General features: G+C 69.5%; 10 protein-coding genes and 1 riboswitch. Of the genes, 2 read left to right on the top strand and 8 right to left on the bottom strand.

From position 1 onward, the window contains the following. The first annotated feature begins 25 nt into the window (after window positions 1–25). On the top strand, window positions 26–982 hold the full coding sequence (locus A5708_RS18890) for an asparaginase (RefSeq protein WP_065030081.1): 957 nt from the start codon (window positions 26–28) through the stop codon (window positions 980–982). Here the strand turns inward: A5708_RS18890 and A5708_RS18885 are convergent. Continuing rightward, on the bottom strand, window positions 947–2,332 hold the full coding sequence (locus tag A5708_RS18885; RefSeq protein WP_196772679.1) for a DNA polymerase IV: 1,386 nt from the start codon (window positions 2,330–2,332) through the stop codon (window positions 947–949). The two genes, A5708_RS18890 and A5708_RS18885, sit on opposite strands and share 36 nt — an antisense overlap. Before the next feature lie 73 nt (window positions 2,333–2,405). On the opposite strand from A5708_RS18885, the gene A5708_RS18880 reads away from it, so the two are divergent. Then, entirely contained in the window at window positions 2,406–2,942 is a 537-nt protein-coding gene (locus A5708_RS18880) for a hypothetical protein (RefSeq protein WP_231117952.1), read from the top strand. 4 nt (window positions 2,943–2,946) lie between these two features. Here the strand turns inward: A5708_RS18880 and ileS are convergent, their stop codons facing one another. From ileS to A5708_RS18845, 7 genes are all read right to left on the bottom strand, one after another. Further along, window positions 2,947–6,075: an isoleucine--tRNA ligase gene (gene ileS, locus A5708_RS18875; protein WP_065030147.1), complete on the bottom strand. Its 3,129-nt coding sequence runs from the start codon at window positions 6,073–6,075 to the stop codon at window positions 2,947–2,949. 372 nt (window positions 6,076–6,447) lie between these two features. Continuing rightward, entirely contained in the window at window positions 6,448–6,699 is a 252-nt protein-coding gene (locus tag A5708_RS18870; protein WP_065030146.1) for an Rv1535 family protein, read from the bottom strand. Window positions 6,700–6,977: 278 nt separating this feature from the next. Next, window positions 6,978–7,148: riboswitch (M-box (ykoK) riboswitch) on the bottom strand. A gap of 174 nt (window positions 7,149–7,322) precedes the next feature. Beyond that, window positions 7,323–8,447 (bottom strand): NAD(P)H-dependent flavin oxidoreductase, encoded by a 1,125-nt coding sequence (locus tag A5708_RS18865; protein WP_065030079.1) that lies wholly within the window; start codon window positions 8,445–8,447, stop codon window positions 7,323–7,325. A gap of 132 nt (window positions 8,448–8,579) precedes the next feature. After that, on the bottom strand, window positions 8,580–9,149 hold the full coding sequence (locus A5708_RS18860) for a carboxymuconolactone decarboxylase family protein (RefSeq protein WP_065030078.1): 570 nt from the start codon (window positions 9,147–9,149) through the stop codon (window positions 8,580–8,582). 76 nt (window positions 9,150–9,225) lie between these two features. After that, window positions 9,226–9,627, bottom strand: a complete 402-nt coding sequence (locus A5708_RS18855; RefSeq protein WP_065030077.1) for a VOC family protein — start codon at window positions 9,625–9,627, stop codon at window positions 9,226–9,228. Further along, window positions 9,581–10,423, bottom strand: a complete 843-nt coding sequence (locus A5708_RS18850) for a helix-turn-helix transcriptional regulator (RefSeq protein ID WP_065030145.1) — start codon at window positions 10,421–10,423, stop codon at window positions 9,581–9,583. Before A5708_RS18850 ends, A5708_RS18855 begins: the two co-directional genes overlap by 47 nt. A gap of 104 nt (window positions 10,424–10,527) precedes the next feature. Further along, window positions 10,528–15,415: non-ribosomal peptide synthetase (locus tag A5708_RS18845; protein WP_155766079.1), on the bottom strand; the 4,888-nt coding region annotated here is incomplete at its 5' end.

Here is a 15,415-nt window from a genome sequence, read left to right as displayed (position 1 = left end):
GGCTAGCCATGTTCGCGCAGCGGCGATGCGCAATGATGCCACCATGGCCCGCCTCACCGTGATCGCCACCGGGGGCACGATATCGACCGGCACCGGCGCCGACGGGGTGCACCGGCCCTCGTACAGCGGGTCGGACCTGACGGCGCCCTTCCGCGGAGAACACGACGTCGATGTGGTTGACCTGCTGGCGGTCGACAGCTCGGAGCTGACGCTGGCCGATTGGGACCGGATCCGCGACGCGATGACGGCCGCGGTCGACGGCGGGGCCGACGGGGTGGTGGTGCTGCACGGCACCGACACCATGGAGGAAAGCGCGCTGTGGCTCGATCTCACCTATGCGGGCCCGGCCCCGGTCGTGCTGACCGGCGCCATGCGCAGCGCCGACGCCCCCGACGCGGACGGCCCGGCGAATGTGCGGGACGCCCTGGCGGTGGCGGCCAGCCCGGCCGCCCGCGACCTGGGCGTGGTGCTGTGTTTTGCCGGCCGGGTGCTGCAACCGCTGGGCATGAGCAAGGTGGCCACCGAGGACCTCAGCGGCTTCACCGGCCGGCTGCTCGGCGGCGTGGGCGGCGACGTGACCCTCACCGGCCCGAAGACCCGCCCGTACGTCGGCGATCTGCGGGCCGCTTCCGCGCCGCGCGTCGACATCGTCGCGGCGTACCTGGGCAGCGACGCGGTGGCCCTGGATGCGTGCGTGGCCGCCGGGGCGCGGGGCGTGGTGCTCGAGGCGCTGGGTTCGGGAAACGCCGGGCCCGCGGTCGTCGATGCGGTGCGCCGGCACTGCGGCGACGGGGTCGCCGTCGCGGTGTCCACCCGCGTCCCGGGCGGGCGGGTCGGCGCCAGCTATGGCCCCGGCCACGACATGGCGGCGGCCGGGGCGGTGATGGTGCCGGGGCTGCGACCGTCTCAGGCGCGCGTCCTGCTGATCGCCGCGCTGGCCGCCGGGCTACCGGTCGCCGACGTCTTCGCCCGGTGGGGCTGACAGCGCATCGGCCTGCAGCCCCCCGGCGTAATCGGGCCAATCCAGTGAATCGATCGGGTTGGCGCGCACCAGGTCGCCGCCGTCGGCGGGAAACGTCCGGGCGGGTCCGGGGCCGGTGCTGCGCGTTTCGAACCGCGCGGTGACCACGCCGTGGCCCGCGCCTTGCACCCAGCCGTGCCCGAGCTCGCGGTGGGCGACGTCGTCGCCGACCCGCCACCCCGCATCATCGGGCCCCGGAGCGAACATCGCCTCGGTCGCGGTCTCGACCGATGGTGAATCCGGTTGCGGCGCCGCCAATTCCAAGTCCGGGAACAGCGATTCCTGGCGCACGTCGCTCAGCCCCGAAAAGCCCACGCCGAGAAGGCGAATGGGCCCGATCTCGCGCGGATCGAGCAGCAGCCGGCGGGCCATGCCCACCAGCGCGGCGACCTCGGTGGTGGCGTAGGGCAGCGTCGCGGACCGGGTCAGCGTGCTCATGTCGAATTTCTTCATCTTGACGGTGACGGTGCGCGCGCCGCGACCGTCGCGCAGCAGGCGGTGATGCGCGTGCTCGGCGATCGGCTCGATGGCCTCACGCAACTGCTCCAGGCTGGTCAGGTCGGCGGCAAAGGTCGATTCGGAGCTGATCTGCTTGGCCTCGGCGCGTTCGGCGACCGGGCGGTCGTCGATGCCGCGGGCCAGCCGGTGCAGCGCCGGCCCGATCGTGGCGCCCAGGATGTTGGCCGCCTCGGCCTCGGTGAGCGCGGCCAGCTCGCCGATGGTCTCGATGCCCAGGCGATGCAGCCTCTCCTCGGCAACCGGGCCGATCCCCCACAGCCGGCGCACCGGCAGGCCGGCGAGCAACGGCCGTTCTTCGGCGCGACGCACCACCCGGACGCCATCGGGTTTGGCCAGGCCGGAGGCGATCTTGGCGATCTGCTTGCCCGAGCCGGCGCCCACCGAGGCGATCAGGCCGGTGTCCTCGCGGACCCGTCGCCGCAGGTCCTCGCAGAACGCCTCGACGTCCTCGGCGGACGCCCCGGCGAGCTGCGCGGGTTCGCCGAATCCCTCGTCGAAGGACAACTGCTCGACCACGGGCACCACGGCGCGGATGGTGTCGAAGACGCGCCTGCTGGCCAGCCCGTACACCACGCCGCGCGGCGGCAGCACCACCGCGCTCACACCGACCAGCCGGCGCGCCTGATGCATGGGCATGGCCGAGCGCGCCCCGAAGACGCGCGCCTCGTAGCTGGCCCCGGCCACCACGCCGCGCCCGCCCACACCGCCGACCAGCACCGGGCGCCCGCGCAGCGTCGGGCGGGTGAGTTGCTCAACGGAGGCGAAGAACGCGTCCATGTCCAGGTGCAGCACCCACCGCGACTCCACACGCTCGATGCTAGGGCCCACGCGAAGGGCCGGTTGGGACTAACGTTTTGTCATGGCCATGAGCGGTCAACTGAAGGACACCGGGCAGGGCGATGCGGCCGTTCCGCACGGGGACGCGCCGCCCTCGACGCGATGGGCGCGGCTGCGCCATCAATGGAACGAACGCCTGCAACCCGGAGAGCAGACCACGGTGCTGGCGTGGACATCGTTCACCCTCACCTTCGCGGGCCTGCGTGGCCTCACCCACTGGATCCGCGCCGGCCACGGCCCGTCCGGTGGCGGTATGTCGTTGGGCGGCAAGCACTTCCACCACTACAACATCGGGATCGGGATGCTGGCGACGGTGGCCGGTGTGGGGCTGCGGGGCAGCGAGAAGCAACGGCGCCATCCCGCGGCGGCGGTGGCCTACGGTGCCGCCAACGCCATGATCGTCGACGAACTGGCGCTGCTGTTGGACCTCAAGGATGTCTACTGGGCCTCGGATGGCCGCAAGAGCGTCGACGTCGCGGTCGGCGTGATCGCCACCGGGGCGACCGTGGTGGCGGGGATGCCGTTCTGGCCGCATGCCCACCGGGCGCTGCGATCTCGCGCCTGACCGCTCACGCCCTGGCGATGCTCACCCGCACGCCGTCGCCGATCTCGGCGCCGTCGGCGGGATCGCCGAATTCGAAACTGGTGGCCAGGATCTCGCCCGCGATGAGGTCGCGGTGGGTGCGCGCCCAGTCGGCCCGCTCGCCGGGCACCGCCATCACCACCGATATCCGGTCGGACACATCCAGACCCGTGGTCTTGCGCAGCTCCTGCAGCTCGCGGATCCGGTCCTTGGCCCAGCCTTCGGCCTCGAGTTCCGGGGTCACCGTCCCGTCCAGCACCACCAGGCCCGCCCCGTCGGGCAGGGCAGCGGTGAATTCCGGGTCGGCGGCGACCAGCCGTGAGCTGTATTCCTCGGGTTGTAGCACCGCGGGTCCGGCGCTCAGGGTGCCGTCCGGATTGACGACGCCCTCCCCCGCCTTGACCGCCTTGATGGCCGCCTGCACGTCCTTGCCCAGCCGCGGCCCCGCCACCCTCGCGTTCACGGTGAGCTCGAAGCGGCCGTAGGTGTCGATCGCATCGGTCAGCTCGACGCTCTTGACGTTCAGCTCGTCGGCGATCAGGTCGGTGAAGGGCTCCAGTCGCTGCGGATTGTCCACCGCCACAGTGAGTTTGGGCAGCGGTAGCCGAACCCGCAGCTTCTTGGCCTTGCGTAACGAGGACGCGGCCGAGCAGACCTCGCGGACCTGATCCATCGCGGCGACCAGGTCGGGGTCGGCGGGCACGTCCCCGGCCTGCGGCCAATCGGTGAGATGCACGGACCGCTGCGACGTCAGGCCGCGCCACACGATCTCGGTCACCGACGGAAGCAGCGGCGCGGCCAGCCGGGCCGTCACCTCCAGCACGGTGTGCAAGGTGTCGATGGCGTCGACGTCCTCTTCCCAGAACCGTGAACGTGACCGGCGCACATACCAGTTCGTCAGCGCCTCGGTGAACTGGCGCAGCTGCTCGCAGGCCCGCGAGATGTCGCAGGTGTCCATCTCGTTTGTCAGGTCGTCGCGCAGCTCGGCGAGCTTGGCCAGGATGTAGCGGTCCAGCACCTGCGTCGAATCGGTGCGCCAGGTACCGACTTTGGGCGCGTAGAGGGCCAGGAAGCTGTAGGCGTTCCAGAACGGCAGCAGCACCTGGCGCACACCCTCGCGAATGCCCTGCTCGGTGACGATGAGATTGCCCCCGCGCAGGATCGGCGAGGCCATCAGGAACCAGCGCATGGCGTCGGAGCCGTCGCGGTCGAACACCTCGCTGACATCGGGATAGTTGCGCAGCGACTTGCTCATCTTCTGGCCGTCGGATCCCAGCACGATCCCATGCGCCACACAGGTTTTGAAGGCGGGACGGTCGAACAGCGCGGTGGCCAGCACGTGCAGGGTGTAGAACCAGCCGCGGGTCTGCCCGATGTATTCGACGATGAAGTCGCCGGGATAATGGCCGTCGAACCAGTCGGCGTTCTCGAACGGGAAGTGCACCTGGGCGTAGGGCATCGATCCCGAGTCGAACCACACGTCGAGCACGTCGGGGATCCGGCGCATCGTGCTGGCGCCGGTCGGGTCGTCGGGGTTGGGCCGGGTCAGCTCGTCGATGAACGGCCGGTGCAGGTTGGTGGGCCGCACCCCGAAGTCGCGTTCGAGTTCGTCGAGGCTGCCGTAGGCATCGACCCGCGGGTAGGCGGGGTCGTCGGACTTCCACACCGGAATCGGGGTGCCCCAGTAGCGGTTTCGCGAGATCGACCAGTCGCGGGCGCCCTGCAGCCACTTGCCGAACTGGCCGTCCTTGACATGCTCGGGGTACCAGGTGATCTGCTGGTTGAGTTCGACCATCCGGTCCCGGAATTCGGTGACCGCGACGAACCATGAGGACACCGCCCGATAGATCAGCGGGTTGCGGCAGCGCCAGCAGTGCGGGTAGGGGTGCTCGTAGGTTTCGTGGCGCAGTAACACCGCGCCGTTGGCCGCGGCGGGACCGCTGCCGTTCTTCAGGTCGCGGATGATCTGCGAGTTGGCGTCAAAGACGTGCTGGCCCTGGTAATCCGGGACCGTGGCGTCGAAGCGCCCCTTGGAGTCGACGGGCGTGACCGGGGTGATGCCGACCTTGTCGGTGGTCGCCATGTCGTCCTCGCCGTAAGCCGGCGCCATGTGCACGATGCCGGTACCGTCCTCGGTGGTGACGAACTCACCGGGCAGCACCTGAAACGCGTTATCCGTATCCATGAAGTACGGGAACGGCGGCAGGTAGCGGGTGCCGAGCAGGTCGGCGCCGCGGTGGGTGGCCAAAATCTCTGGCGCATCTCCTTTTTCGAAGCCCAACTCGCGCGCGTAGGCGGCCAGCCGCGGCTCCGCGAGGACGAAACGTTTGCCCTCGGCCTCGACCTCGACGTAGGTCACGTCGGGGTGGACGGCGACCGCCAGATTGGACGGCAGGGTCCACGGCGTCGTCGTCCACACCAACAAATAGGCGCCGTCCAAGTCGCCGCCGGTGACTTTGAATCCCACCGTCAGCGCGGGGTCCTGGCGGCTCTGGTAGACGTCGTCGTCCATCCGCAACTCGTGGTTGGACAGCGGGGTTTCGTCGCGCCAGCAATAGGGCAGCACCCGGTAGCCCTCGTACGCCAGGCCCTTGTCCCAGAGCTGTTTGAACGCCCAGATCACCGACTCCATGTAGGGCAGGTCCAGCGTCTTGTAGTCGTTGTCGAAGTCGACCCAGCGGGCCTGGCGGGTGACGTAGGCCTGCCACTCGTCGGTGTAGCGCAGCACCGAGGCACGGCAGGCGTCGTTGAACGCGGCGATGCCCATGTCATCGATCTGCGATTTGTCGGTGATGCCCAGTTGGCGCTCGACTTCGAGTTCGGCCGGCAGCCCGTGGGTGTCCCAGCCGAACCGGCGCTCGACCTTGTAGCCACGCATGGTGCGGTAGCGCGGCACGATGTCTTTCACGTAGCCGGTGAGCAGGTGCCCGTAGTGCGGCAGCCCGTTGGCGAACGGCGGCCCGTCGTAGAACACGTATTCCGGTGCGCCGTCGCGGCGGGCGATGCTGGCCCGGAAGGTGTCGTCGCGGGCCCAGTAGTCCAGCACCTCGAGCTCGAGCGCCGGGAAGTCGGGCGCTCCGCCGGCCGGCTTGGGGTAGGCCTGGACGGAGTCCACCGGCTGAGCCTCGAGGTCAGCTTCGGGGCCGGGTGTGTCGGTCACGATGCGCGTTGTCTCCTGTGCCACGGTGCAAACCGGGGACGACGACGCGCTGGCTGCGCGAGCGCCGCGGTACCACCCCGCTTGCCGCGCTTTCGCGTGGCCGCTCGATGACGGCTGTGACGGGCCTACCCGTTCGGTTCTACTGAGCCGGGACGGCTGTTCTTCCGAAGGCTCCCCGGTGATGGCCGGATCGACGCCAGTAGATCGATTCTACGAAGACCCGCAAATCCGGGTGCACTCCAAGGGGCCGCCAAGGCGCAGAACTACGTCTGCGGCCAGGCGACCCCTTGGAGCCGGAGTTGTTCGACGTCCATCGAAGTTCGGCTTTCAGGCCCGGACTTCGAGGACGCCAACCCGCCACAGCGCGGCGTACACGTGCCGCAGCGGCACGCTCAGCAGGCGGGCGGCGCCGTCGACCAGCGGGTCGCTCCCGGCGCCGAACGGTGCGCTGTCGGACCGGCGGCGGGCCTTGGCCACGGGAGCCTGGGCGGGGGCCGGGATCGTGTCGGTGTCGCGCACCACGGTCAGCGTGGGGGCGGGCGCTACGGTGAGCACTTCGTCGTAGAAAGCTGCGGTCATCATCGCCTCCTAGAGGGGAGATCCAACGGGGACTGACTGGACTGATGTGTCCCATCCCGTGTGATCTCAGAACGCTTGGGCGATAACCAATTAGCGTTGCGACGTCTCAGCCGAGAAAGTCGCGCCCGAGACCGGATCGGGACGAAACACAGTTCGGACTTCGGTCCGGACTATCGCTAGAACTCATGTGTCCCTCACCTCCTCGCGGTCACGACGCATGCGCGGGTCGCATGCAATCTCTGCGCAGCAAAGGAGCAGAACCCGACGACCGTCGGAGTTCCGCACCCCTCTCGTCAGAGCTTCGGCACCACACGACGTGTCCGGTTAGTCCGGAAGCCACCTGGGCTCAACCCTTAAGCCGGGAGGAGCTGTCCTGACCCGGGGCGTCTTTCGACGTTCGGGGTCAGTGGCCTGTATTCGTGTAGACGCCTCACCTAACGAGGTGCTTACCCGACCGATGATGCACGACGGCTATGACGCGGTCAAATCCCCCGCTGGCGTGTCGGGGATTCTGTACGCATTCATGAGGGGCGCGCACAGCATTCGGCCAGGTTCACGGGGCTGAGCTGGGCATACGCCCGGCGGCCGTCAGGAATCCGTCAATTCCGCGCGGTTGGCCCGGATCACTTCTCCACCAGGCCCTCGAGCCGGCCGATGGTGTCGATGAACTCCTCGACCATGTCCAGCACCACCGAACGCGTCGGGCGGACCCGGTCGAGCGAGCCCACCACCTGCCCGACGAAGTAAGTGGCCAGCTCACGCGCCTTGGCGCCCTGATGGGCGGCGGCCTGGTTGATGCGCACCTGCGGCTCGGTGATCAGCGCGGTCTGCAACGGCATGCCCAGCGGATCCGGGTTTTCCGGCCGTTCCCACTCGTCGGTCCACGCCGTGCGCAGCATCCGCGCCGGCTTGCCCGTCATCGAGCGCGACCGCACCGTGTCCGACGAGCTGGCGGCCAGGAATTTCTCCTTGACCACGGGCGCCGTCTCGGCCTCCTCGGTGGTCAGCCACACCGAGCCGCACCACACACCCTCGGCGCCCAGGGCCAGCGCCGCGGCGATCTGACGACCGCGGGCGATTCCGCCGGCGGCGAGCACGGGCACCGGCGCCACGGCATCGACGACCTCGGGCACCAGGACCATGGTCGCCACCTCGCCGGTGTGCCCGCCCGCCTCGGTGCCTTGCGCGACGATCAGGTCGACGCCGGCGGCGGCGTGCCGTTGCGCGTGCCGGGTGGTGCCGGCCAGCGCGGCCACCAGCACGTCCCTGTCGTGCGCGCGTTCGACGAGGTCCGCCGGGGGCGGCCCCAGCGCGCTGGCGATCAGCCGGATGTTGTGGGAGAAGGCGACGTCCAGCAGCGGCTCGTAGGTCTTGGGCGAGATGTTCAGACCACCCAGCGATGCGCGCGGCTGCTCGGCGGTCGCGGAGACACCGTAGCGGGCCAGCAGGTCGTCGACGAACGCGCGGTGTTCCTCGGGCAGCAGGCTGCGGACCCGCGTGGTGTCGATGCCGCCTTCCTCGGCACCGACGTATTTGGGCGGCAGCAGCAGGTCGACTCCGTAGGGCTTGCCCCCGGTCTGTTCCTCGATCCAGGTCAGCTCGCTCTGCAGGCGCTTGGGGCTGTGCGCGGTGGCGCCCAAGATCCCGAAGCCGCCGGCGTTGGTCACCGCCGCCACCACGTCGCGACAATGGCTGAAGGCGCAGATCGGGAATTCGACTCCGAGCATGTCGGCGACCCTGGTTCTCATTGCCCGACGCTAAGAGTTATCGACTGCTAAGTCAATCGGCCACGGCGCGTGGGCAACTCATGCGCGCGCGCCCGCGCTAAGGCCGATGGGGGCGACCCGCTTCGCCCGGCTGCGCCGCGCTCGCGATCGCCCCTAGGACCGGGGCGACCGGCCGTCCGGCGGCCAGCTGGACACGCCCTCCTCCAGCGGCACCTCCAGGCTTTGCAGGATCGACGCGACCATCCGCCACGCACCGATGACCGTCACCAGCTCGACGAGAATCGTTGTGTCACCTTGGAATTCGCGCTCGCATGCCGCCCAGCTCGCGGCACTCACCGCGCCGTCGCGCACCACGTCGTCGGTGGCCGCGAGCACGGCCCGCTCGATGGATCCGAACCCCGCGTGGTTCGGCCAATCCCGCACGCCCAGCAGATCGTCGGCCGGAACGCCGAGCCGCGACGCGACCCGCCAGTGCTGTGTCCATTCGTAGTCGCAAGAGGTGAGCCAGCCGATCCGCATGATCACCAGCTCGCGCAGCCGCGAGTCGAGCGTTCCGTGCCACAGCATGGTGGCGAGCAGGTCGTTGATGCCACGCGCCAGTGGCGGGTGGTTGAGCAGCACCTGGAAGATGCTGAGCTCGGCCATGTAGTTGGGGACGGCCGCTTCGTCGGCGGCGGCTTTGGCTTCGTCGAGTGGCAGTCGAGGCAGGCGCGCTGTTGTCATCGGATGAGCACTCCTCCGTGCTGGCGGAACCGTCGCGTTCTACCGTCATGGTAATCAGGCGTCCGGGTCCCGGTGGTCAGCTCGGCATTGGCTCACCTATGTAGTCGCCGAATGACCACAAGTTGCCTTCAGGATCGCGGACGGCGAATTCGGTTGCACCATAATCGGTTCTGGCGAGCGGGCGAACGATTTCCGCCTCGTGCGAGAGCACCCGTTCGTAGCGGGCAGCGGGATCGCCGGTGACGATGTAGCCGCCGGCGGTTCCCGGTTCGCGCGACCAGTCCGCGCAGGCTTTGTGGCTGCCCAGCATGATCCCGCCGCTGCCTTCCGGCCAGTTCAGTTGGGCGTGATCGACCCTGTCGCCGTCACCGTATCGGGCCGCGACGACGAAGCCGAACACCTCGACGTAGTAGTCGATCAGCTTGGGAGCGTTATGTGCCTGAAGCGTCAACCAGACGGTCGGATTCGAGGTAGTCATGGCCCCATCGTGAACCCGACGAGTGTCCGCCGTCTTGTATGTTTCGGAACTCTTCGGCCAGCCAGGCCCGCGGCGGCACCCCGGCGAACCGGCCGAACTCCCGGGTCAGGTGTGCCTGATCCCAATACCCGCAATCGGCTGCGACCGCGGCGAGGTCGACCCGGCCATTCCGGCGCGCCGACGCCGCGATCCTCGCCGTCGCATGCTGGAATCGCATCAGCATCGACACCGTCTTCGGAGATCTGCCCACCTCCCGCTGGAACAGCGTGGTCAGCCATCTGGCACTCACCCCGACGCGATCCGCCAACGCGCTCAACGGAATTCGGCCCTGAGTGCGCTCCATCAGGTGCCAGGCATGGGCGAGCTCGGGACGCACGGTCACGTCGTCGTGACGGCGCCGGGCATCGACGAGGTAATCAGCCACGGTCGCGAAGACCTTGGCCCATTGACGCGCTTCGGCGACTCGCTCGGAGAGTTCTGTGGCGCGACGGCCGAGGACATCGACACCGTCGTAGGCGGTGACGGGCAGCTCGGCGCTGGGCACACCGAACAGTGCGCGCGACGCCAAAGGATGCACCGCGAGCTGCACACCGGCCTGGGCGCGGCGCTGCCGCACATGGCTGGCCTGCACATGTAATCCGCCCAGAACCAACGGGTGGGGCCGAGAACTCGGCAGCGCATCGGCGGTGGATGCGGCCTCCACCCCGTCGTCGAGGCTGACAATGAACGTCAGCATCGACGACGGCAGACCGCGGTGCACGGTCTCGGGCACCTCCAGCGCGCGATAACCCACCATCGACGTGACGCCGGGCGCAATCCGCGTCGGCGCCACCACGAACTCCCAGCTGCGCTGCGCTTCGCCGCCCATCTCAGCCACGCTAGCGCGGCGCGTGTGCGACGTCAGGTCGGTGGCTCCAGCAGCCCGAGCACTTGCAGGTCGGTCACGTATTTGACGATCACCGACGGGCTGATCTGCGGGATGTCGTTATCGGGGCCGATTTTGGCTTCTTGCACCGCGGCGCGGAAACGGTCCGTCGGCGCCAGGCACCCGCGAGCCGGGTCCGCCGGCGGCACGTGCTGGGCGTTGCGCAACTGCAGCAGCTGCAGCACCGACTGCTGGCGTAGCCGTTCCGGCGCGGCGTGCAGGGCGGCCTCCATTCGTTGCAGCCACTCGGTGAAGTCGTCGATGCGCCGCACCGGGTAACCGGCCTCGATGATCCAGTCGACGTACTCGTCGAGCCCGACGCCGTCGTCGTGTGGGTTCATCACGTGATAGGTCTCGAACCCGTCCAGCACCTGGGCGCCCAGCGTGGTGATCGCCTCGGCGACGAACTCGACCGGCAGGGCGTCGAAATGCGCGCGCTGCCGGTTGCCGTGGGCGTCGAGCTCGTAGAACGAGCGCGGCGCGAGGCCGCTGACCACCACGCTGTGCACCATCCGGGTGAACATGTCCGACAGGTTCAACTGGCCGGCGTAGGTGGTGTCGGCCAGGATCATGTCGCAGCGGAACACCGAAACCGGCAGCCCGCACAGGTCGTTGGCCTCGCGCAGCAGCACCTCGCCCGCCCACTTGCTGTTGCCGTAGCCGTTGCCGTAGCCGCCGTCGATGGTCCGGATCGGGCCGGCGATCCGGACGTCGGCGTCCTCGGTGAACCCCGACGGGTCGATCTGGTCGCCGACGTTGGCCGTCGAGATGTAGGTGTACGGCTTGAGTTTGGTGGTCAGCGCCAACCGGATCAGCTCGGCGGTGCCCGCCACGTTGGGCGCGAACAGCTCGCTGTAGGGCAGCACGCCGTTGACCACGGCCGCGCAGTCCACGATCAGATCGACGGTGTCGGCCAGCCGCTGCCAGGTTTGTTCGCCGACACCGAGATCGGACCGTCCCTTGTCGCCGGCGATGACCTCGAGATGGTCATCGGCCAGTTCGTGGAAGTACCGCAGCAGGGCGGGATCTCCGCTGTCGAAGGTCTTTTCGAGGCGTCGCCGCGCATCCTCATCCGAGGTGGCCCGCACCAGGCAGATCAACTTCCCGTCGGCCAGTTCCAGCCGTTCGAGCCACTGCAGCACCAGGTACCGGCCGAGGAAGCCGGTGGCCCCGGTGAGCAGGACGGTGCGCACCCGGGCGCCCGGGCCCGGCAACGCCGGCGCGCCGGACAGCGTCGGGGCGTCGATGAACTTGTCCAGCGTGAGATCGCTGGCGTACACCTCGGTCGCGTCGCGGCCGTGCACGGATGCGAAGTCGGCCCGAAGGCCCTCTGCCGCAGCATGATCGCCGTTTAGCTGCTGGCTCAGACCGCGGACCGACGGCGCCTCGAAGAGGGCGCGTACCGGCAGGTGGATGTCGAGGGCGTTGTAGATCGCGGCGACCAGGCGCATCGCCGACAGCGAATCCCCGCCCAGATCGAAGAACGATTCCTGGACCCCGACCCGCTCGAGACCCAGCACCTGCGCGTAGAGGAAGGCCAGGATCTCCTCGACCGCGGTGGCCGGGGCGAGGTAGTCGTCGGTGCCCTGGTAGTCGGGCGCCGGCAGCGAGCGAATGTCGAGTTTGCCGCCGGGCGTCAATGGCAGCGCCGCCAACACCACCACCGCGGCCGGCACCATATACGCGGGCAGCCGCTCGGCCAGCAGGGTGCGGATCTCGGTGGGGTTGGCCGTTCCGGTGATGTATCCGACCAGCCGCAAGGCGGCGGGGCGGTCCTCGCGGGCGATCACCAACGCCCGGTCCACCCCGTCCAGCGCGGCCAGCGCGGCCTGGATCTCGCCGAGTTCGATGCGGTAACCGCGGATCTTGACCTGCTCGTCGGCGCGCCCGGCGTAGCGCAATTGCCCGTCGCTACCCCACCACGCCAGGTCCCCGGTGCGATACATGCGCGCACCGGATCCGCCGAAGGGGCACGCCACGAACCGCGACGCGGTCAGGGCGGACCGGCCCAGGTAGCCGGTGGACACGCCGGCGCCCGCCACGTACAACTCGCCGACCACCCCGGCGGGCGCCGGCTGCAGGCACCCGTCGAGCACGAACAGTGCGGCGCCGGACAGCGGCGAACCGATCGGCGGTACCTCGGGGCCCGGGATCAGCGGCGCGCTGACGGCCGCGACGATGGTGATCTCGGTGGGGCCGTAGACGTTGACCATCACCCGTCCCGAGGCCCAGCGGTCCACCAGCTCGGTCGGGCAGGCTTCACCCGCGACGGCCAGCACCGTCGAGTCCAGGCCGTCGGTGGCGAGCAGCCCCGCCTCGGAGGGTGTCTGGGTCAGCATGTCGACGTTCTCGGCAACCAGCAAGGCGTGCAGGTCTTTCGGCGAGCGCACCACCTCGTCGGGCACCACCAGCACCCGTCCGCCATGCAGCAGCGCGCCGAAGATCTCCCACACCGAGAAGTCGAAGGCCAGCGAATGGCACTGGCTCCACACCTTGCCCGGCGCCGCCGGCAGACCGGCGGCGCCCAGCGAGGCGAACAGCTGGGTGGCGTTGTGGTGGGTGACCGCCACGCCCTTGGGAACACCGGTGGTGCCCGAGGTGTAGATGACGTAGGCGACGTCGTGCGGTGCCGGGGCCGGCGGCGCGGTCGTGGGCCGGTCCTGGATCGCCGGATCGTCGATGTCGATGACGACCGGGCCGGAAACGCCTATCCGCGAGCGCAACTCGGCGGTGGTGAGCACCGCCGTCGGCGCGGCGTCGGCGAGCATGAACTCGATCCGCGCCGCCGGCAGGGCCGGGTCGATCGGCACATACGCGGCGCCCGCCTTGAGCACCGCCAGGATCGCGGCGACGGCCCGGTCCGAGCGTCCTACCAGTAGCGCCACGCACCGCCCCGGGCGGGCGCCGTGGTCAACGAGCAAGTGCGCCAACCGGTTCGCTTGCTCCTCGAGTTCGAGGTATGTCCACGAGCACGATCCGTAGCGGAGGGCCACGGCCTCGGGGTCACGCGCGACGTGGCCGGCGAACACCTCCGGGATCGACGCGGGCCTGTGCGACGGGCGCGTCAATACCGCCCGATTACCGATCGTGTCGAGGCGCGCGTGCTCGTCGGCACCGAGCACATCGATCGACGACAACCGCTGGGCGGGGTCGGCGGTGATGGCCATGAGCACCCGATGCAGCCGGGCGATCAGGTCTTCGATGGTGGCCGTGTCGAACACGTCGGTGCGGAACTCCACCGCTCCGCCGATCCCGGCGGGTAGCCCCTCGGGGGTCCAGCGTTCGGCCAGCGACCACGCGAGATCCATTCGGGCGGTGCGTGTCTCGACCGGCACCGGGGTGACCCGCACGTCGCCGAGGCTCAGGTCGGCCGAGTCGGTGTTCTGCCAGGCCAGCATGACCTGCACCAGCGGATGATGGGCCAGGCTGCGGGTCGGGTTGAGCCGTTCCACGAGGACCTCGAACGGCACGTCCTGGTGTTCGTAGGCGGCCAGGCTGCGCGCGCGCACGTGCGCCAGCACCTCCGCGACGGTGGGATCACCGGCCAGGTCGACCCGCAACACCAGGGTGTTGACGAAGAAGCCCACCACGTCGTCCAGCGCCGGATCGCGCCGTCCCGCGATCGGGAACCCCACCGCCACATCCGAACTCGCGCAGATCTTGCCCAGCAGCACCGCCAGCGCCGCCTGCACCACCATGAAGCTCGTCGCGTTGTGCGCATTGGCCATCGCGCGCACCCGCTGCTGCAACTCGGCCGGCCAATCCACGGCCACACTCGCCCCGCCGAAATCGGCTACCAACGGATACGGCCGATCGGTCGGCAGTTCCAGCCGCTCGGGCATTCCGGCCAGGGTGTGTTCCCAGTACCGCAGTTGCCCGGCGATCAGGCTGTGCGGATCCTGCAATTCGCCGAATTGCGCGCGCTGCCACAGCGTGTAGTCGACGTACTGCACCGGCAGCGGCGCCCAGTCCGGGGCGTCCCCGGCCACCCGGCTGGAATAGGCCTCCCCCAGATCCCGCACCAGCGGGGTCAGCGACCAGCCGTCGGCGGCGATGTGGTGCAGCACGGCCACCAACAGGTGCTCGTGGTCACTGAGCCGGAACAGCAGTGCCCGCAACGGAAGCTCGGTGGCCAGGTCGAACCGGTGGCCCACCACGGTATCGATGGCCCTGCCCAGCCGGTCGGAGGACCACCCGCGCGCATCGCTGATCCGCCAACCGAAGTCGGCGTCATCCACCTCGACCACCAGCTGTCGAGGTATGCCCTCGTGCGCCGGGAAAAGGGTGCGCAGGCTTTCGTGCCGGCCCACCACGTCGGCCAGCGCGGCGCCGAACGCCTCACCATCCAGACGCCCGCGCAGCTGCAGGGCGATCGCCAGGTTGTGCACCGGCGACGGTCCGTGCAGTTGGCCGATGAACCACAGCCGCGACTGCGCGAACGACAGCGGCACCACCTCCGGCCGCGCTCCGGCCATCAGCGGCAGGCGATCTCCCCCGTCGGCGCCCAGGCGCGCCGCCAGCCGCCGGATGGTGGGCGCTTCGAACAGGGCCCGAACCCCAAGGTGGACATTGAGATTGGTGTTGACCTCGGCGACCAGCCGCATCGCCGACAGCGAGTCGCCACCGAGGTCGAAGAAGGAGTCGTCGATCCCCACGCGGTCGACCCCCAGCACGTGGGCGTAGATGTCAGCCATGGTCTGCTCGACGGCGGTGGCCGGCGCGCTGTACTGATCGACGGTTTGGTAGTCCGGTGCCGGCAGGGCGCGGGTGTCGAGTTTGCCGTTGCGTGTCAACGGCAATGCCTCGATGGCCACCACCGCGGCCGGCACCATGTAGGCCGGCAGCCGCTCGGCGAGCCGGCTG

Origin of the sequence: Mycobacterium colombiense (assembly GCF_001672755.1) — a bacterium.
Taxonomy (GTDB): Bacteria; Actinomycetota; Actinomycetes; order Mycobacteriales; family Mycobacteriaceae; genus Mycobacterium; species Mycobacterium colombiense_C.
This window is presented reverse-complemented; position numbering and strand designations above follow the sequence as displayed.